Source organism: Nocardioides sp. Z21_20, assembly GCF_059766585.1.
The window spans coordinates 104,229-122,491 of sequence record NZ_JCBAJX010000008.1 but is presented as its reverse complement, the minus strand read 5'-3'; the positions used below and the strand labels follow the sequence as shown (position 1 = coordinate 122,491).

Here is an 18,263-nt window from a genome sequence, read left to right as displayed (position 1 = left end):
GACGGCTAGGCGATCCCCAGACGCGACGCGACCTGGTCACCGCCCACCCGCCGTACGACGTCGGGATCGCCCACCACCACGAGCATGTCGGTCGCCCGCGACATCCCGACGTACAGCCTCTCCCGCGCGCGATCGCGCTCGCCGGTCTCGTTGAGGCAGAGCACGACGGCGCGCCGTTCCAGGCCCTTGCTGCCCAGGACGTGTCCGTAGAAGACGTCGTCGCCGTCCCAGAAGCTGCGCCAGTAACCGATCTGACCGTGCCGCTCGGTCTGGGCCTCCTGCTCCGGATGACGGTGACCGGTCGTCAGCAGACAGATGTTCCCGGGCTTCCAGCCCGCCTCGATCAGCGCGTCGACCTCGTCGTCGGCGACTCCGAGGGCGTCGGCGGGGGCCGCCGGCACGAATCGCACGTCGGGCCCCTCACCTCCGCTGGCGTACATCCGGCTCGGCGCGAGGGGTCCGAAGCAGTCGTGGATCTGCCGGGTGTTGCGCAGGTTGTGGTCGAGAACCAGCGGGACCAGCTGCACCGGGGGGCGCCCGAACCGGGCGAAGATCCGCTGGTTCTCGTCGGAGTAGACGTAGAGCCCACTCGTATCCTCGTCGCGCAGCGACTTCAGCACCGGACGCCACCAGGAGTCCGCGAAGTCCTGCGCCTCGTCGACGACCACGGCGTCGTACTTGTAGTTGTCGGTGAGACCCTCCGCGAGGCCACCCATCAGGTCCGGCAGCGTCTCCTCCCAGAAGGCACTGTCCTGGCGGTCCCCCTCCGGCGCCCCCCACTGCTTGCCGAACTCGTGGAAGGTGCCCACGAACTTCGGCCGGTGGTTGCGGGGCCACCCCGCCACCTGGCGCTTGAGGTACTCCGCCAGACCGATCGAGTAGCAGATCAGGGCGACCCGCTGAGCCTTCCGCTCGCCGGAGTGACCGCGGGTCAGCTCCTTGGCCTGCTGCAGTGCGAGGACCGTCTTGCCGCTCCCGGCGCCGCCGCGCACCTCCACCCGGTTCAGCAGCCGGGTCACCTTGAGCAGCGTCGCCTGCTCCTGGGTCAGTCGTTCCGCCTCGGCCGCTCGGTCCTCGGAGTCGGCGTTCACGTCGTAGGAGGTGTGCAGGCGCCCCGCCAGGATCTCGACGATGAGGTCGACCTCCTCGTACGTCGGGGCGAGCTTGCCGTGCCACGACAGCTTCGCGTTGGCGGCCAGTCGCTCGACCAGGTCGGCCTGGTCGCGCCGGTCGTGCAGCGACCAGCGCGGACAGTCAGGGGCCTCGGCGTCGGCGGCGAACTCGGCATACGGCGTCACCACCGCGTGCGCCCAGGCGACATGGTTGCGACGCTGCCAGCGAGGGTCGCGGGCGACGTAGTCGCGAACGGCGTACTTGCAGGTCCGCACCTGCTCGACGGGGTCGATCCGGACGTGCTTCCCGCGCCGGGTCTGCCACCAGCCGTCCTCGTCGTGCCACACGCTGCCGCCCTTCACCTCGAGCACGACGATGCCGATGTCGGGGCGCAGCACGATCAGGTCGGCCTCGTAGTCCTTGTCCCGGTCGGTGAGCCGGACGTTCGCCAGCAGCACGTCGTCGGGGCCCAGCCCGTCTTTCAGCAGCTGCCAGACCTCTTGCTCCGAGGTGGTCGTGAACCGCGGCTTCTCAGGAACCAGTCGAACCATGTCCGGCACCCTGCCACGACCTACCGGCGTCCGCAGGCGGAACGCCCAGCCCGCCGACTCGGTGTCGCGCGTGCCGATTCCGCTAGCGACGTCGGCGGCGTCTGGGAGGCTCGGTGCATGGAAGACGAAGGGACCGCCATGCTCGCCGCGACTCTCGGCCTGCCGACGAGAGAGTTCGTGGAACTGCTCGGCGCGGGGTGGCAGGTCCACGAGGTCGACTCCCCGGACGACCTCGACCTCGACCCGGAGCGGAGCAGCGGTCCCCTCGGCGGTCTCACGCCCTGGCACATCACGGGCAGCCCGCCGCAGCTGATGGTGAGGGCCTCGCCCGAGGGCGTGTTCCTGGCCAAGCCGCTGGGTCGATGGGGCGGCTCGCCCATCCTCGAGTACCTCCCCGACGGCGAGCAGTTCGTCGGGGTCCTCGAGCTCGAGGACAGGGGCCCGGACGTCGCCCGGCAGATCCTCCGCGCTCGACGGCGCAGCTTCAGGTACTGCCGCTACTGCCGCCTCCACACCCCGCCCGAGCTTCGCATCGACACCGACGTCTGCATGGGCTGCGCCAGCACCTGGCACGGGGTCATCTACTAGGCGAGCGCTCCTAGCGGTCGTGGAACTCCACCGGGAGGTCATCCCAGGTGAGGTTGCGGCTGAGGTGCACGAGGTAGTGCCCGAGCTGCTCGGTGGTGGCCAGGTGCAGCCACCGCTCGCTGTTGACCTTCTTCTTCGCCTTCACCAGGGCGTTCTTGACACCCTGTTCGCTCATCCCCAGCTTCGCTGCGGCGGTGGCGGCCACGTTCGCCGGTGCCGGGCGTCCCTTCAGGAGGTGCTCGTACGCGACGGCCAGCACCCTGCGCTGTCCCTCCGGCAGCTCGACACGGGCGGCTGCGTACGACGTACGCGCGCTCTCCTCATCGCCACCCTCCTGGTTACGGGCCACGGCCAGCCCGTCTGCCTGCCCGGCGCCGATGACGACCGCGAGCAGGCAGGCGTCGTCCAGCTCGGGGAACGAGACGAGCGTCCGACCAGGCTGCAGCGCGACGATCGTGCGGGGAGCGAAGGTGAGATCGCCGAGGTACTTGTTGGCGACACGACCCCTCGCCCGACCCAACTGGACCAGCCAGCCCATCTCGTAGGGGATGAAGCGACACAGCCGCGAGGGCACCCACGAGTGGGGCACGTGGATCCCCGCGCCCGGCACTCGCCCCACGGAGACGTTCTCCGACCTCGGTAGCGCCCACGTCCCCCGGACGGTGTCGGCGACCTTGAGACGTACTCGGCCGTCGTAGAGGGGCTCCATGGCGCGAGGGTAGTCATCTCGGCCGGGAGTTACCCGGGTAACCGGCGAAGTCCACCCCCTCCGCCTAGGTTCGATCTCGTGAGAGGCAGGACCGGTATATCGGACAGGGAAGCCAGGTAGGCCACGTGAACATCGAACACCTTCCAGAGCCGGCACGAGCCTCGTTGCTGCGAGGCTACGTCGAACACTCGTCCCGGATGCCGTGGCTGGCGGAGGATCACCCGAACCTCGCCGGCGCCGTGATCGGGGACCAGCGCGCCTATGAGGACGGGAAGCGGCTGCGCCACGCGCTGGACATGGTCTTCTCGGCGGACACGCTGTCCGAGCTCGCCAGTGACAGCGCTAGCTACGACCTGCTCGCCACCGAGCTGAACGCCAGGTACGGCGAGGGCCTCGTGGTGTTGTACTCGGAGGCGGGCACACCGGGCTTGCGCGGATTCCGCAGCGGCCCCTTCAGCACGGAGACGACGGGAACCCTCGACGAGCACGGCGAGGAGGTGGTGACCATCCGAGATCTCCGCGCCGAGGATGCGGCCCAGAACGTCCACGACCTCGCCGAAGGCGAGCAGTAGCGCCCTTGCGCCCGAACCGCCTGCCGACTCAGCCGGAAAGTGCTAAGAATGACCACCCGGCGCCCAACAGCATGTGCCGGAGGACACCGACACGGCGAGGGGGGCCACGCGTGCGGACCGATCCGGCGAGGGCTGTGCCTGCGCACGAGCGCGCGCTGGTCGAGACCAGCCAGCGCCACCGCTCGCTGTTCGAGTACAACCCGCACGCCGTGTTCTCCCTGGACCTGGCGGGGCGCTTCACCGCCGCCAACCCCGCCTCCGAGCGGGTCTCGGGCTACACCGAGGACGAGCTCCGGTCGATGGAGTTCGCGCGGATCATCGCCGAGGAGCACCTCGACGCGACGATGACCGCCTTCCTCAAGGTCGTCGAGCAGGAGCCCCAGCAGCTCGAGGCGCTGATCCTGCACAAGTCCGGCCGCCGGATCTGCGTGCGGATCACCGGCCTACCGATCGTCGTCGACGACGAGGTGGTCGGCGTGTACGGGATCGCCGAGGACGTCACCGAACGACTCCAGCTGCAGAACGACCTCGACCTGACCTGGGCCGCGGTGGCGACCGCGATGGACGGCATCTGCATCATCGACGCCGAGCAGCGCATCGTCTCCATCAACGACGCCCGCACCCGGATGCACGGCTTCGAGCACGGCGAGGAGCTGATCGGACAGGACTTCTCGGTGCTCACCGGCCCCGACCAGCCCCCCTGGCCGGCGTCGTTCGTCAGCGACCCGCGGGGGCGCTGGCAGGGTGAGGTCACCGGCCGGCGTCGCGACGGCACCACGTTCCCGCTCGAGTCGTCGGTCTCCCGGCTGCCCGGTGGCGAGGTCATCTCCATCGCGCGCGACATCACCTCGCGCCGTGCCGCGGAGCGCGAGCTGCGCGGCAGCGAGGAGCGCTATCGCACGATCCTGGCCGAGATCGCCGAGGGGTACTTCGAGGTCGACCTGTTCGGCAACATGACGTTCCTGAACAAGTCCCTGACCACGCTCTTCGGCGGGCCGGCCGACAGCCTGATCGGCACCAACCACCGCGAGTTCACCCACCCCGACAGCCTCGCCAAGGTCCACCACCACTTCGCCGAGGTGCTGCGCACCGGACAGACCGAGCCCGGCTTCGACTGGAAGTTCATCTCCCCCGACGGCAGCGAGGGATACGTGTCCACATCGGTCTCCCTGGTCCGCGACGAGGACGGCGAGCCGGTCGGCTTCCGCGGGATCTCCCGCGACGTCACCGAGCGGGTCATCGCCGAGGATGCCCTGCGCCGCAACGAGCAGCGCCACCGGCTGATCACCCGCGCCACCCGCGAGGTCATCTGGGACACCGACCTGCTCAGCGAGGTCACCATGTGGTGGGGCGCCACCCACGCCATGTTCGGCATCGACGGCGACGGCCTCGAGATCGACAACGACTGGTGGACCGAGCGCATCCACCCCGACGACCGGGCGGCGGTGCTGGACTCGATGCGCGACGTCTACGCCTCCGACGAGGACATGTGGATCGCCGAGTACCGCTTCCGGGCTCTCCACTCGCACGAGGTGACCGTCTTCGCCCGCGGCTACGTGGTGCGCGACGAGGAGGGCACCGCGGTGCGCTGCGTCGGGTCGATGATGGATATCTCCGAGCGCAAGGAGGCCGAGCGCCAGCTGAGCGAGGCACGCCTGGCGGCCGAGGAGGCCAGCCAGGCGAAGTCGCTCTTCCTGGCCAACATGAGCCACGAGATCCGCACCCCCCTGACCAGCGTGCTCGGCGGCACCGAGCTGCTGCTGGAGACCGAGCTCGCTCCCGCCCAGGCCAAGCTCGCCGGGTCGATCGACCGGTCCGGGCGCCGGCTGCTGGCGCTGGTCAACGACATCCTCGACTTCTCCAAGATCGAGGCCGGGATGGCCCGCCTGGACCTTGCCGAGTACGACGTGCGCGCGGTCGTGCGCGACTCCGCCTCGATGCTGGAGCGCACCGCCGCCGACAAGGCGCTGACCTTCGAGACCGCGGTGGACGGCGCCGTCCCCGCCCAGGCCTGGGGTGACCCGGCCCGGCTCTCCCAGGTGCTGACCAACCTGCTGTCCAACGCGGTCAAGTTCACCGAGGCCGGCCACGTCCGGCTGCGCGCCGAAGTGGCCGGCGTCCCCGGTGCGGGCCCCGAGGAGCAGCGGCTCCGCTTCGTCGTGGAGGACACCGGGATCGGCATCAGCGACGAGCAGAAGCCGCGGCTCTTCCACTCCTTCAGCCAGGCCGATGGCTCGATCACCCGCCGCTACGGCGGCACCGGCCTGGGCCTGGCGATCTCCAAGCAGCTGGTCGAGCTGATGGACGGCAGCATCCACGTGCACAGCCGGGCCGGTCACGGCAGCACCTTCACGGTGACCCTGCCGCTACGGCGTCACGCCTGAGCGCGGACGCTCACTCGCGCTCGTCGATCGCCAGGTCCTCGCCGTGGGTGCCCGGACGCGGCGCCCACGGCCGCTCCCGGGACGGGCGTACGACGATCAGCCGGTCGCCGCGGGCCAGCCGGGTGACGACGGGGTCGAAGTAGCGGTGCACCTTCTCGTCGCGCACCACCGCGATCACCTGGTCGGGCAGCGACTGCGGGGGCTTGCCCACCTCGCTGACCAGCAGGTCGCGCTCGGCGACCTCGAGGCCCTCGCCGTAGGTCAGCAGGTCCTCCATCACCGAGCCCAGCTGCGGCGAGACCGAGGACAGCCCGAGCAGCCGGCCGACCGCCTCGGAGGAGGTGATCACCGAGTTCGCGCCGCTCTGGCGCATCAGCGGGACGTTCTCGGACTCCCGCGCCGAGACCACGATCCAGGTGTCGGGGTTCAGCTGACGCACGGTGAGCGTGGCCAGCACGTTGGAGTCGTCGCGGTCGGTGGTGATGATGACCTGGCTGGCGTTCTCCACGCCCGCGCGGCGCAGCACCTCGCGACGCGTCGCGTCGCCGGTGACCACGGCGAGCCCGTCGGCGTGCGCCTCGTGCAGGGCCGGTCCGCTGGGGTCGACGATCACGATCTCGTCGCGCTCCCGGCCGTTGCTGACCAGCGTCTCGACCGCGCTGCGGCCCTTGGTGCCGTACCCGATGACGACGACGTGGTCTCCCATTTTTCTCCTCCACCGGGCGACCCGGAACATCTCGCGGCCCTGGGAGGCGAGCACCTCCAGGGTGGTGCCGATCAGCAGCACCAGGAAGGCGATGCGGGCCGGCGTGATGACGAACGCGTTGATCATCCGGGCGGTGTCCGAGACCGGCGCGATGTCGCCGTACCCGGTCGTGCTCAGGGTGACCGTCGTGTAGTAGATCGCGTCCAGCAGGTCGACCTTGCCGTCACTGGCGTCGCTGTATCCGGTGCGGTCGAAGTAGACCAGCAGCACCGTGCCGACCAGGATCCCCGCCGCGGCGAGCAGCCGCCGGCCCAGCTCCCACCACGGCGAGCGCTCGGGGTCGGGGAGCGCGACGTCGGCGTAGCCTCGCGGACGCGTCGTAGGGGACTCCGGGTCTGACACGTGAGGAACCTAGTCCACGACGTCGCCGTAGATGTACACCTTGCCGCCAGCTGTCTCGTCGTCCTCGTCGCGCTCGTCCTCAGGCGCCTGGGGGGTCTGCACCGACACGAAGCGGAAGCTGTCGCCCTCGTGGGGCGTGGTCGAGCCGGAGTCACGACGCCACACGCCGCACAGGACGCCCTCCTCGGCGCCCTCCTGGTCGGCGACCGCGTCACCGGACAGGCACAGCTCGTTGGAGGTCGAGTTGAAGGAGTCGACGGTGCCGGTCGTCTGCGAGACCATGTCCGGTCCGGTCACGACACCGATCAGGTAGCCGCCCAGCACGCACAGGGCGCCACCGGCCACGATCAACGGGGCAGGGAGATTCACATTCGCCACGTCGCCGAGTCTTTCACGACGCCTCGCGGACCCCGCGCCGGGACCTCAACCGCTGGGCGAGCTCGAAGCGGGCCCGGCTGGTCGACAGCTGCGGGAACACCGCGTCGCACGCCGCGTTGACCGCCGCCCCGATCAGCACCGCGATCGAGACCAGGTAGAGCCACAGCAGCACCGCGATCGGTGCGGCCAACGGCCCGTAGATGCTCGCCGACTCCGCCGCGGTCACCGTCAGCACCCAGCGCAGCACGTAGGAGCCGAGCACCCACGACACCAGCGAGAACGTCGCCCCCGGCAGGTTGAACGACCAGTTCGTCCGCACCGGCACCGACACGTGGTACAGCGTGGCCAGGAAGCAGATGCCCAGCACGAGGACCACCGGCCAGTACAGCGACTCGATGGCATCGAAGCGCTCCGGCACCCAGCGCCCGACCAGCGTCGGACCGGCGACCATCAGCGGGAGGCTGACGATGCCGATCGCCAGCCCCATCACGTACAGGCCGAACGACAGCGCCCGGGTCTTCACGATCCCCCGCTGCCCGCCCAGGCCGTGCATGATCGTGATCGTGTCGACGAACACGTTCAGCGCCCGCGAGCCCGACCACAGCGCCAGCACGAAGCCGATCGAGATCACGTCGTAGCGCCCGCCGGCCAGCACCTCGTCGATGGTGGGCTCGATGATCGAGCTCACCGCGTCCTCGGTCAGCGCCTGCGAGGACAGGTCGATGACCGCGGCCCGCACGTCGGCCACACGCGCCTCGGGGAACCCCTCCGAGACGTACCCGATCGCCCCGGCCAGTGCGAAGACCAGCGGGGGCATGGACAGCACCGCGAAGAACGCCGCCTCGGCCGCCAGCCCGGTCACCCGGTAGCGCATGCACGAGGCCACGGTCGCCACCACGACCCGCCACAGCAGGTCACCGATCCGGCGCAGCTGCTCCCCCGCGATCGGCATGGCGCCTACGGTATCCACATGCGCACCGACAGCCGGGCCGACATCCGCACCGTCATCAATCAGGTTCCTGTGCTGGCCGGGTACAACGTCGTCACCTCCGACCTCGCGCTCACCGAGGCGGTCACCCGGCACGCCGCGCCCGAGGTGGTCGAGGACCTGGCCGAGCTGGGCGCGCAGGCCGGCAGCGCGGAGGCCCGTGAGCACGGCATGCTCGCCAACGAGCACCCGCCGCAGCTGGTGCCCTACGACCGCTACGGCACCCGGGTCGACGAGGTGCGCTTCCACCCCTCGTGGCACTGGCTGATGGAGCGCGCCGTCGGCCACGGCCTGCAGGCGGCCCCGTGGGAGTCGGACTCGCCGCACGCGCACGTACGGCGCGCGGCGGGGTTCCTGGCCTGGTCCCAGACCGAGCCCGGCCACGGGTGCCCGATCTCGATGACCTACGCCGCGGTGCCCGCGCTGCGCGCCGACGAGACCCTGGCCAAGGAGTGGGCGCCGCTGCTGGCCGCGACGTCGTACGACCCGGGGGTGCGGGCGGCCGCACAGAAGAGCGGCGCGCTGGCCGGGATGGGGATGACCGAGAAGCAGGGCGGCTCCGACGTGCGCAGCAACGTCACCTTCGCCCGGGCCGCCGCGGCTGACGGCGAGTACACGCTGCACGGGCACAAGTGGTTCACCTCCGCGCCGATGAACGACGTCTTCCTGGTCCTCGCCCAGGCGGTCGGCGGTGTCACCTGCTTCGTGGTGCCCCGGGTGCTGCCCGACGGCACCCGCAACCAGCTCGACGTGGTGCGCCTCAAGGACAAGCTCGGCAACCGCTCGAACGCCTCCGCGGAGCTCGAGCTCGACGGCACCCTGGGCATCCGGCTCGGCGACGAGGGCCGCGGCGTGCGCACGATCATCGAGATGGTGGCCGCCACCCGCCTGGACTGCGTGCTCGGCTCCGCGTCGCTGATGCGCAAGGCGCTGGCCGAGGCGTCGTGGCACGTCGCGCACCGCTCCGCGTTCGGGTCGCTGCTCGCCGACAAGCCGCTGATGCAGAACGTGGTCGCCGACCTGGCGGTCGAGTCCGAGGCGGCCACCGCGCTGGCCATCCGGCTCGCGGCCGCGGTGGACAACCGCGACGATCCGCGGGAGGCGGCGTTGCGGCGGATCGCGCTGCCGCTGGCGAAGTTCTGGGTCTGCAAGCGCACCCCGGCGATGGTGGCCGAGGCGCTCGAGTGCCTGGGCGGCAACGGCTACGTCGAGGAGTCGGGGCTCCCGCTGCTGTTTCGCGAGTCGCCGCTGAACTCGGTCTGGGAGGGCTCGGGCAACGTCAACGCGCTCGACGTGCTGCGCGCGATCACCCGCGAGCCGGAGGCCCTCGACGCCTGGATCACCGAGGTCGGCCTGGCCCGCGGCGCCGATGCCCGCCTGGACCGCGCCGTCGACGACACGCTGGCCCTGCTGGGCGAAACGGCCGGCCTCGAGGTGGCCGCGCGGCGCCTGGCCGGGCAGATGGCCGCCTGCCTGCAGGGCTCGCTGCTGGTCCGCTTCGCCCCCGCGGAGGTCGCCGACGCGTTCTGCTCCTCGCGCCTGGGCGCCACTTGGAACGGCACCTTCGGCACCCTCACCTCCGGCGGCCTGCGCACGATCGTGGAGCGGGCGACGCCGGTGCTGGGGTGAGGCGGCGGGCTGGGGACGCGGCGTACGGCGTACGGCGTCAGACGCCGAGCCTCACCGCTTGGGCAGAAACGGCACCCCCGGACGCCGAATCGCACCCGTTGGGGACCAAACGGCGACGCCGGCCGCGTCTTTCAGGCCCGGCGACGTAACGCCGGTCACCGGAAGCTGAGGACCCCGTCGTCCACCGGGCGGGCCAGCGCCCGGCGGTCGCGGACGTAGTTCATGCTCAGGTTCCACGGCGCGCGGTCGCCCTGCTTGGGCAGCCGGTCCATCACCCGCTGGATGTAGCCGGCCTGGAAGTCGGTGAACGGCAGCGCCGCCACGGACGGGTCGCGCGGTACCACGAACGTGCGGGCGCCGACATGGTCCATGTGCTGCAGCAACCGGACGACGTACTGCGAGACGAGGTCGGCCTTCAGCGTCCAGGAGGCGTTGGTGTAGCCGAAGACGAAGACGAAGTTCGGCACGTCGCTCAGCAGCATCGCCCGGTAGGCCATCGTCTCGGCGAGGTCGACCTTCTCGCCGTCGACGACCAGGTCCATCCCGTGGAAGAGCGCCACCTCGATGCCGGTCGCGCTCACCACCAGGTCGGCCTCGAGCTCCTCGCCGGAGGCCAGCCGGATGCCGCGCTCGGTGAACGTCTCGATGGTGTCGGTGACGATGGAGGCGTCCCCGTGGCGCAGCGCCCGGAACAGGTCCCCGTCGGGCACGACGCACAGCCGCTGGTCCCACGGGTCGTAGTGCGGGCTGAAGTGCACGTCGACCGGGTAGCCCTCGGGCAGCTGGGCTGCGGCCAGCCGCCGGAACAGTCGGCGCGCGGCTGCGGGGCGGCGCCGGCTCAGCTCGTAGGAGGCCATCGCGCGCAGCACGTTCTTCCACCGGCTCAGCGTGTACGCCGCGCGCCCGGGCAGCACCCGGCGCAGCAGCGCGCCGGCCCGGTCCTGGGAGGGCAGCGCGACCACGTACGTCGGGGAGCGCTGCAGCGTCGTCACGTGGGCGGCCTCGCGCGCCATCGCCGGTACCAGCGTCACCGCCGTGGCCCCGCTGCCGATCACCACCACCCGCTGACCGGAGTGGTCGAGGTCCTCGGGCCAGTCCTGCGGGTGCACCAGCCGCCCGGCGTACCGCTCGATGCCGGGGAAGACCGGCGCGTGGCCCCGGTCGTAGCGGTAGTAGCCGGTGCACGCCCAGACCAGGTCGGCGGTGAGCTCGCGGGTCTCGCCGTCGTGCTCGACGCTCAGCGTCCAGCGTGCCTCGGCGCTGGACCACTCCGCCCGGGTGACCCGGTGACCGAAGCGGATCCGCTGGTCGATCCCCCGCTCGTGGGCCGCCTCGGTGACGTAGTCGCGGATCGAGTCGCCGTCGGCGAGCACCTGACCGCCCAGCCACGGCTTGAAGTGGTACCCGAGGGTGAGCATGTCGGAGTCCGAGCGCACCCCGGGGTAGCGGAACAGGTCCCAGGTGCCGCCGATCCGCTCGCGCGCCTCGAGCACCGCGTAGCTGCGCTCGGGGAAGGCGTCGACGAGATGGGCGGCCGCGCCGATCCCGGACAGGCCGGCTCCGATGATGACGACGTCGAGGTGCTCGCTCACCCGGGGCAGTCTAGGCACGATCCCAGCCCCGCCCCGGGTGTCGCAGACTCAGCCCAGCACGAGCCCGGGGTAGAGCGGGTGCTTGTCGAGCATCTCCGCGGAGGCGTCCTTGACCTTGGCGGCCACCCCGTCGGCCAGCTGGTACGACGCCTTCGACGGCCCGCCCGCCTTGGTCGTGCCGGGCTGGGTGTTCGACAGCACCTCGACGACCAGGTCCGCGACCCGGTCGAACTCCTCGGCGCCGAAGCCGCGGGTGGTCAGCGCGGGCGTGCCCAGGCGGATGCCGGAGGTGTACCAGGCGCCGTTGGGGTCGGCCGGGATCGAGTTGCGGTTGGTGACCACACCGGCGTCGAGCAGCGCCGACTCGGCCTGGCGACCGGTGAGGCCGAAGGAGGTGACGTCGAGCAGCACCAGGTGGTTGTCGGTGCCGCCGGTGACCAGGCGGGCGCCGCGCTTGAGGAAGCCCTCGGCCAGCGTCTGGGCGTTGTCGGCGACCTCGTGGGCGTAGGTGGTGAACTCGGGCCGGCGCGCCTCGGCCAGGGCGACGGCCTTGGCGGCCATCACGTGCGAGAGCGGGCCGCCGAGCACCATCGGGCAGCCGCGGTCCACCGAGGAGGCGTACTCCTCCTGGGCCAGCACCAGACCGCCGCGCGGGCCGCGCAGGGACTTGTGGGTGGTGGTGGTGGTGACGTGACCGAACGGCACCGGGTCCTCGTCGCCGGTGAAGACCTTGCCCGCGACCAGACCGGCGAAGTGCGCCATGTCGACCATCAGCGTGGCGCCGACCTCGTCGGCGATCTCGCGCATCTTCGCGAAGTTCACCCGGCGCGGGTAGGCGGAGTAGCCGGCGACCAGGATCAGCGGCTTGAACTCGCGTGCCTTGGCGCGCAGCGCGTCGTAGTCGAGCAGCCCGGTCACCGGGTCGGTGCCGTACTGCTGCTGGTGGAACATCTTGCCGCTGATGTTCGGCCGGAACCCGTGGGTGAGGTGGCCGCCGGCATCCAGCGACATGCCGAGCAGACGCTGGTTGCCGAGCTCGTGGCGCAGCTTCTCCCAGTCGGCCTCGGTGAGCTCGCTGACGTTCTTGGCACCGAGCCGCTCCAGCGCGGGGCTCTCCACGCGGTGGGCCAGGATCGACCAGAAGGCGACCAGGTTGGCGTCGATGCCCGAGTGCGGCTGCACGTAGGCGTACGGGGCCCCGAACAGCTCCCGGGCGTGCTCGGCGGCCAGCGCCTCGACCGTGTCGACGTTCTGGCAGGCCGCGTAGAAGCGGTGCCCGACGGTGCCCTCGGCGTACTTGTCGCTGAACCAGGTGCCCATCGTCAGCAGCGTCGCCGGAGACGCGTAGTTCTCCGAGGCGATCAGCTTCAGCGATCCGCGCTGGTCCTCCAGCTCCTGGCGGGTCGCCGCCGCGATCCGCGGCTCGACCGAGGCGATGACCTCGAGAGCCTGGGTGTACACGCTGCTGATCCGCTCATCCGTCATGTCTCCCAGCCTAGTGACCCGCCACACCGGCCGCCTCCCCGCGCCGAGCCGCAGACCGGCCGCAGAGGTGACCTGCGTCTCACCCAGCGCGCGGACCGCCCCACTGAGCCACTTGGCAGGTCCGCATCTTGGACAGACGTCTCACCACATGAGATTGCCGGTTGTGGAGACGCCGTCCGCTCCGTGAGACTCGCCGTCATGATCAGCTCCGCAACGCACACGTACCTCGTGGTTCGACGCCACGTGGACTACGGGCGTACGCGCAGCTCCATGTGTTGGCCCTGCTGACCTCGTCGTGCCAGCCCCCCGCTGGTCCGACGGACGCCCGACTGTGAACCTTCAGACCACCGGGCGCCGGTCGCAGGCCACCCCGACGACCTCACCGTCGCGGCGTCGGCCCCGCGCATCGCGCGTCTTCGTACCGCGTTAGGAAACGTCCCGTGAACGATCAGGCCCCCGCCGCACGCACGCCCCGCCCGCGCCCCAAGCGCGGCGAGGGGCAGTGGGCCCTCGGCTACCGAGAGCCGCTCAACGCCAACGAGCAGTTCAAGAAGGACGACGACGCACTCAACGTGCGCGCCCGCATCGAGGGCATCTACTCCAAGCGAGGCTTCGCCTCGATCGACCCCAACGACCTGCGCGGCCGGATGCGCTGGTGGGGTCTCTACACCCAGCGCGCCGAGGGCTTCGACGGCGGCAAGACCGCCACCGTGGACCCGGCCGAGCTCGACGCCGAGTTCTTCATGATGCGGGTCCGCTCCGACGGCAAGATCCTCGGCCCCGAGCAGCTGCGCGCGCTCGGCGAGGTCTCCACCACCTACGCCCGCGACACCGCCGACGTCACCGACCGGCAGAACATCCAGTACCACTGGATCCGCATCGAGGACGTGCCCGCGGTCTGGGAGCGCCTGGAGTCCGTCGGCCTCGACACCCAGGAGGCCTGCGGCGACTCCCCGCGTCCCTTCCTGGGCTCCCCGCTGGCGGGGATCGCCCGCGACGAGATCATCGACGGCAGCCCCGCGCTGGCCGAGATCAAGCGCCGCTTCATCGGCAACCCGGCCTTCTCCAACCTGCCGCGCAAGTTCAAGACCGCCGTCACCGGCCACCCCAGCCACGACGTGGCCCCCGAGGTCAACGACGTCTCCTTCGTCGGCACGGTCCACCCCGAGCACGGCCCCGGCTTCGACCTGTGGGTCGGCGGCGGCCTGTCCACCAACCCGATGCTCGCGCAGCGCCTGGGCGTGTGGATCCCGCTCGAGGAGGTGGCCGACGCCTGGGAGGGCGTGGCCTCGATCTTCCGCGACTACGGCTACCGCCGGCTGCGCTCGCGCGCCCGCCTGAAGTTCCTGGTCGCCGACTGGGGCGTGGAGAGGTTCCGCGAGGTCCTCGAGACCGAGTACCTGCACCGCGCGCTCGTCGACTGCCCCTCCCCCGCCATCCCCGAGCGCCAGGGCGACCACATCGGCATCCACGAGCAGAAGGACGGCAAGTTCTACCTCGGTGTCGCCCCGATCGCCGGGCGGATCAGCGGTGGCACGCTCACCGCCCTGGCCGAGCTGGTGGAGCGGTACGGCGCGCTCGGCGCCCGGCTCACGGCGTACCAGAAGCTGGTCGTGCTCGGCGTCGACGCCGAGTCGGTGCCCGCGCTCAGCGCCGAGCTCGAGCAGATCGGCCTGACCGCGACGCCGTCGAACTGGCGGCGCAACACGATGGCCTGCACCGGCCTGGAGTTCTGCAAGCTGGCGATCGTCGACACCAAGGAGCGCGCCCGTGCCCTGGTCGCCGAGCTCGAGCAGCGCTTCCCCGAGCTGGACACCCCCATCTCGGTCAACGTCAACGGCTGCCCCAACGCCTGCGCGCGCACCCAGGTCGCCGACATCGGGCTCAAGGGCCAGCTGGTGCTGGACGCCGACGGCCGCCAGGTCGAGGGCTTCCAGGTGCACCTGGGCGGTGCGCTCGGGCTGAACGCCAACTTCGGGCGCAAGCTGCGCGCGCACAAGGTCACCAGCGCCCAGCTCGACGACTACATCACCAACGTGGTGACGGCCTACCTCGCCGACCGCGAGCCGGGCGAGTCCTTCGCCCGCTGGGCCGCGCGCGCCGACGAGGCACACCTGCGCGGCGAGAAGACCCTGGAGGTGGTCTGAGATGAGCGCACGCGCCGTCCCCTTCCACTGCCCCTTCTGCGGCGACGAGGACCTGCGCCCGCACGAGGCGATCTCCGAGACCGGCGAGGTCTCCTCCCCGCACGGCACCTGGGAGTGCCGCTCGTGCATGCGCGCCTTCTCGCTGAAGATGATCGGGCTGCTGCGCCCCGACTCCGCCCGCGAGGGCTCCTCGTGAGCGCCGCGAGCACCACCGCGGCGCGCAACCGCCGCGGCACGCACACCGAGGGACGCAGCTCCGAGGAGCTGCGCGAGCTGGTCTCCCACGTCGGCGCCGAGCTCGAGCTCGCCCCGGCCGAGGACATCATCGAGTGGGCGGTGGCCACCTTCGGCGACCGGTTCTGCGTGACGTCGTCGATGGGTGACGCCGTCCTGGCCCACCTCGCCGCGAAGGTCGCCCCCGGCCTGGACGTGGTCTTCCTCGACACCGGCTACCACTTCGTGGAGACGATCGGCACCCGCGACGCCGTGGAGGCCACCCTCCCGGTCAACCTGGTCACGATCCAGCCCCGGCTCAGCGTGGCCGAGCAGGACGCGACGTACGGGCGCGACCTCTACAAGAGCGACCCCGACCTGTGCTGCAAGCTGCGCAAGGTGCAGCCGCTGGCGGAGTCGCTGGCCGGCTACGACGCCTGGGCCACCGGGATGCGGCGCGCGGAGACCCACAACCGCGTGCTGGCGCCGGTGATCGGCTGGGACGCCAAGAAGGGCAAGGTCAAGGTCTCCCCGTTGGCGCGCTGGAGCGACGCCCAGGTGGAGAGCTACATCGCCGAGCACGGGGTCCTGGTCAACCCACTGGCCTACGACGGCTACCCCTCCATCGGCTGCTGGCCGTGCACCCGCCGGGTCGCCCCCGGCGAGGACCCGCGCAGCGGACGCTGGGCGGGCACCAACAAGACCGAGTGCGGGATCCACACATGACGCACACGAGGCACTGCGCACCACTGATCCCCGAAGGGAGACTGCTCTGATGGCCGCACCCGCACTGGTGGCCCTGGCACACGGGAGCCGCGACCCCCGTTCCGCCGCCACGATCACCGCACTGGTCCACGAGGTCCGCGCGATGCGCCCGGACCTGCGCATCGAGCCGGCGTTCCTCGAGCTCTCGCGCCCGTCCTTCGCGACGGTCGTGGATCGGCTGGTCAAGGCCGGCTTCGACGAGATCGTGGTGGTGCCGCTGCTGCTCAACGACGCCTACCACGCCAAGGTCGACGTACCGGCCGCGATCGCGGAGGCGACGGCGCGCCACGAGGGGCTGAAGATCCGCGCCACCGACATCCTGGGGCTGGAGAAGTCCTTCCTCGAGGTGCTCGACCAGCGGCTGCGCGCCGCGCTCAGCGAGGCCCGGGTCCGCGAGCTCGACGCGCTCGTGCTGGCCGCCGCCGGCTCCAGCGACCCGCTGGCCAACCAGGCCGTCGCCCGGCTGGCCCGGGTCTGGGGCGCGCACCACAAGCTCCCGGTGACGGCGGCCTTCGCCTCGGCGGCTCCGCCCGCCACCGGCGAGGCGGTGCGGACCTTCCGCGCCCAGGGCCGGCGCCACATCGCGGTCGCCTCGCTGTTCCTCGCCCCCGGCTTCCTGCCGGACCGGGCCGCGGAGCTGGCGCTCGAGGCGGGCGCGGTCGCGGTCTCCGCACCGCTGGGCGCCCACCCGGAGCTGGCGCGCACCATCCTGGCCCGCTACGCCGTCGGCGCCGTCGAGCTCGTCCCCGTCTGAGCCACCTCCCCGGTCGTGTGCCCGAGGACGCGCCCAGGCGCGTCGCGGGGCACACGACCCGGGGATCAGCGGACCAGGCAGCCCACCAGGCGGGCGAGCTCGGCGGCGGGGTCCTCGGTGAGGCCGCTGTGCACCGGCCCCGGCTGCAGCACCGTGCTCTTGGGCGCCTTCAGGAAGCCGAACCGGGTGCCGATCGGTCGGGTCGCGGCCGCGCCGCCGCGCGCGTCGCCGGCGCACACCCCCGCCACGAAGTCGAGGGCGGAGCGGACGTGGGCGAGGTCCAGACCCGGGTGCAGCGCGCGCAGCCGCTCGGGGTCGAGGTGCGTGCCGACGGCCAGCACCTCGTCGGCCTGGCAGTAGAGCACGACGCCGACGTTGACGAACTCCTCACGGTCGGCGCGCGGCACGCAGCGCAGGACCACGTACTGGTACGCCCGCCTGCTCATCGGGCCCCTCCCCTGCCGCCGTCGGTACCCGTGCCGGTGCCGGTGCCGGTGCCGGTGGGCAGCCAGTCGCGAACGGCGAGGCGAGCGGTCAGGAACGCCACGTACGCCGCGCGCACGGCCTCCGGCGACTCGGCACCCGGCACCGGCTCCAGCCACTCGTCGGGCACCTCGGCGAGCACCTCGGCGAACAGCTCCTCGTCGAGCAGCTGCGAGACCTCGGCGTCCACCTTCGCCAGCGCGGGCACGTAGGCCCCCAGCACGTGGTCGGAGACGTCCCAGGGCTGCCGGGCGAACCGGGCCGGATCGGTGATCCCACCCGACCAGGCGTGGTGGAAGTACAGCGCCGCGCCGTGGTCGATCACCCACAGGTCGCCGTGCCACATCAGCAGGTTGGGGTTGCGCCAGCTGCGGTCGACATTGGCGCAGAAGGCATCGAGCCACAGCACCTTCGCCGCGACCGCGTCGCCGGCGGGGAGGTCGCCGTCGAAGCCGAACGCGCCGGGCAGGAAGTCCACCCCCAGGTTCAGCCCCAGGCTCGCGTTGATCAGGTCCTGGACCTCCTCGTCGGCCTCGTAGCGGGCGATGTCCGCGTCGAGCTGGAGCGCCACCAGCCGGGGGGTGCGCAGCCCGATGCGGCGCGCGAGACCGGCCACGACCACCTCCGCGACGAGCACCCTCAGGCCCTGGCCGGCGCCGCGGAACTTGCACACGTAGGTGCCGAGGTCGTCGGCCTCCACGATGCCGGGCAGGCTGCCGCCCTCACGCAGCGGCGTCACGTAGCGGATCACCGAGACTGTGTCGATCACGCCGATCTCTCCTCTGCCTCGAGCTGCGCAGCCCG

The 18,263-nt window shown here is 71.5% G+C and carries 17 protein-coding genes; 8 read left to right on the top strand and 9 right to left on the bottom strand.

The features are described 5' to 3' along the window. Positions 1–5: 5 nt before the first annotated feature. A complete protein-coding gene (locus AC6EH9_RS13860; RefSeq protein WP_498423949.1) occupies positions 6–1,664 on the bottom strand; it encodes an NERD domain-containing protein in 1,659 nt (552 codons plus the stop codon). Positions 1,665–1,781: 117 nt separating this feature from the next. Between AC6EH9_RS13860 and AC6EH9_RS13855 the strand changes: the two genes are divergently transcribed. Beyond that, entirely contained in the window at positions 1,782–2,252 is a 471-nt protein-coding gene (locus tag AC6EH9_RS13855; protein WP_498423948.1) for a hypothetical protein, read from the top strand. Between the two features lie 10 nt (positions 2,253–2,262). Here AC6EH9_RS13855 and AC6EH9_RS13850 read toward each other — a convergent pair whose 3' ends face one another. After that, a complete protein-coding gene (locus tag AC6EH9_RS13850) occupies positions 2,263–2,961 on the bottom strand; it encodes a hypothetical protein (protein WP_498423947.1) in 699 nt (232 codons plus the stop codon). Positions 2,962–3,086: 125 nt separating this feature from the next. Between AC6EH9_RS13850 and AC6EH9_RS13845 the strand changes: the two genes are divergently transcribed. Both AC6EH9_RS13845 and AC6EH9_RS13840 read left to right on the top strand, forming a co-directional pair. Then, complete coding sequence (locus tag AC6EH9_RS13845) at positions 3,087–3,533, top strand: hypothetical protein (protein ID WP_498423946.1); 447 nt, start codon at positions 3,087–3,089, stop codon at positions 3,531–3,533. Positions 3,534–3,667: 134 nt separating this feature from the next. Further along, on the top strand, positions 3,668–5,917 hold the full coding sequence (locus AC6EH9_RS13840) for a PAS domain-containing sensor histidine kinase (protein WP_498423945.1): 2,250 nt from the start codon (positions 3,668–3,670) through the stop codon (positions 5,915–5,917). Positions 5,918–5,927: 10 nt separating this feature from the next. On the opposite strand, the gene AC6EH9_RS13835 is transcribed toward AC6EH9_RS13840, so the two are convergent. The 3 genes from AC6EH9_RS13835 to AC6EH9_RS13825 are packed head-to-tail and all read right to left on the bottom strand — an operon-like array spanning position 5,928 to position 8,355. Next, the gene (locus tag AC6EH9_RS13835) at positions 5,928–7,025 is read right to left on the bottom strand and encodes a potassium channel family protein (RefSeq protein WP_498423944.1); all 1,098 of its coding nucleotides are present in this window, start codon (positions 7,023–7,025) and stop codon (positions 5,928–5,930) included. A gap of 9 nt (positions 7,026–7,034) precedes the next feature. After that, the gene (locus AC6EH9_RS13830; RefSeq protein ID WP_498423943.1) at positions 7,035–7,403 is read right to left on the bottom strand and encodes a hypothetical protein; all 369 of its coding nucleotides are present in this window, start codon (positions 7,401–7,403) and stop codon (positions 7,035–7,037) included. Positions 7,404–7,416: 13 nt separating this feature from the next. Next, positions 7,417–8,355: a YihY/virulence factor BrkB family protein gene (locus tag AC6EH9_RS13825; RefSeq protein WP_498423942.1), complete on the bottom strand. Its 939-nt coding sequence runs from the start codon at positions 8,353–8,355 to the stop codon at positions 7,417–7,419. 18 nt (positions 8,356–8,373) lie between these two features. On the opposite strand from AC6EH9_RS13825, the gene AC6EH9_RS13820 reads away from it, so the two are divergent. Continuing rightward, positions 8,374–10,020, top strand: a complete 1,647-nt coding sequence (locus tag AC6EH9_RS13820; RefSeq protein ID WP_498423941.1) for an acyl-CoA dehydrogenase family protein — start codon at positions 8,374–8,376, stop codon at positions 10,018–10,020. Positions 10,021–10,175: 155 nt separating this feature from the next. Here the strand turns inward: AC6EH9_RS13820 and AC6EH9_RS13815 are convergent, their stop codons facing one another. Together AC6EH9_RS13815 and AC6EH9_RS13810 are read right to left on the bottom strand one after the other, a co-directional pair. Then, entirely contained in the window at positions 10,176–11,612 is a 1,437-nt protein-coding gene (locus tag AC6EH9_RS13815; RefSeq protein WP_498423940.1) for a flavin-containing monooxygenase, read from the bottom strand. 48 nt (positions 11,613–11,660) lie between these two features. Next, positions 11,661–13,097, bottom strand: coding sequence for a glycine hydroxymethyltransferase (locus AC6EH9_RS13810; protein WP_498423939.1), 1,437 nt, complete (start codon positions 13,095–13,097; stop codon positions 11,661–11,663). 440 nt (positions 13,098–13,537) lie between these two features. Between AC6EH9_RS13810 and AC6EH9_RS13805 the strand changes: the two genes are divergently transcribed. The 4 genes from AC6EH9_RS13805 to AC6EH9_RS13790 are packed head-to-tail and all read left to right on the top strand — an operon-like array spanning position 13,538 to position 16,976. Next, complete coding sequence (locus AC6EH9_RS13805) at positions 13,538–15,244, top strand: nitrite/sulfite reductase (protein ID WP_498423938.1); 1,707 nt, start codon at positions 13,538–13,540, stop codon at positions 15,242–15,244. A gap of 1 nt (position 15,245) precedes the next feature. Further along, positions 15,246–15,440 carry a hypothetical protein gene (locus AC6EH9_RS13800; RefSeq protein ID WP_498423937.1) on the top strand — a complete coding sequence of 65 codons (195 nt, stop codon included), beginning with the start codon at positions 15,246–15,248 and terminating at the stop codon, positions 15,438–15,440. Further along, positions 15,437–16,183 carry a phosphoadenylyl-sulfate reductase gene (locus tag AC6EH9_RS13795; RefSeq protein WP_498423936.1) on the top strand — a complete coding sequence of 249 codons (747 nt, stop codon included), beginning with the start codon at positions 15,437–15,439 and terminating at the stop codon, positions 16,181–16,183. Before AC6EH9_RS13800 ends, AC6EH9_RS13795 begins: the two co-directional genes overlap by 4 nt. Before the next feature lie 49 nt (positions 16,184–16,232). Then, the gene (locus AC6EH9_RS13790) at positions 16,233–16,976 is read left to right on the top strand and encodes a sirohydrochlorin chelatase (RefSeq protein ID WP_498423935.1); all 744 of its coding nucleotides are present in this window, start codon (positions 16,233–16,235) and stop codon (positions 16,974–16,976) included. 65 nt (positions 16,977–17,041) lie between these two features. Here the strand turns inward: AC6EH9_RS13790 and AC6EH9_RS13785 are convergent, their stop codons facing one another. After that, positions 17,042–17,422, bottom strand: coding sequence for a DUF3037 domain-containing protein (locus tag AC6EH9_RS13785; protein WP_498423934.1), 381 nt, complete (start codon positions 17,420–17,422; stop codon positions 17,042–17,044). Then, the gene (locus AC6EH9_RS13780; protein WP_498423933.1) at positions 17,419–18,228 is read right to left on the bottom strand and encodes a HipA family kinase; all 810 of its coding nucleotides are present in this window, start codon (positions 18,226–18,228) and stop codon (positions 17,419–17,421) included. Before AC6EH9_RS13780 ends, AC6EH9_RS13785 begins: the two co-directional genes overlap by 4 nt. Between the last annotated feature and the right edge of the window lie 35 nt (positions 18,229–18,263).

What these genes read in the sequence shown, in the direction of transcription:
- AC6EH9_RS13800 (WP_498423937.1), top strand. Translation starts at nt 15,246, where the DNA reads ATGAGCGCACGCGCCGTCCCCTTCCACTGCCCCTTCTGCGGCGACGAG.
- AC6EH9_RS13860 (WP_498423949.1), bottom strand. Translation starts at nt 1,664, where the DNA reads ATGGTTCGACTGGTTCCTGAGAAGCCGCGGTTCACGACCACCTCGGAG.
- AC6EH9_RS13810 (WP_498423939.1), bottom strand. Translation starts at nt 13,097, where the DNA reads ATGACGGATGAGCGGATCAGCAGCGTGTACACCCAGGCTCTCGAGGTC.
- AC6EH9_RS13825 (WP_498423942.1), bottom strand. Translation starts at nt 8,355, where the DNA reads ATGCCGATCGCGGGGGAGCAGCTGCGCCGGATCGGTGACCTGCTGTGG.
- AC6EH9_RS13820 (WP_498423941.1), top strand. Translation starts at nt 8,374, where the DNA reads ATGCGCACCGACAGCCGGGCCGACATCCGCACCGTCATCAATCAGGTT.
- AC6EH9_RS13785 (WP_498423934.1), bottom strand. Translation starts at nt 17,422, where the DNA reads ATGAGCAGGCGGGCGTACCAGTACGTGGTCCTGCGCTGCGTGCCGCGC.
- AC6EH9_RS13850 (WP_498423947.1), bottom strand. Translation starts at nt 2,961, where the DNA reads ATGGAGCCCCTCTACGACGGCCGAGTACGTCTCAAGGTCGCCGACACC.
- AC6EH9_RS13790 (WP_498423935.1), top strand. Translation starts at nt 16,233, where the DNA reads ATGGCCGCACCCGCACTGGTGGCCCTGGCACACGGGAGCCGCGACCCC.
- AC6EH9_RS13855 (WP_498423948.1), top strand. Translation starts at nt 1,782, where the DNA reads ATGGAAGACGAAGGGACCGCCATGCTCGCCGCGACTCTCGGCCTGCCG.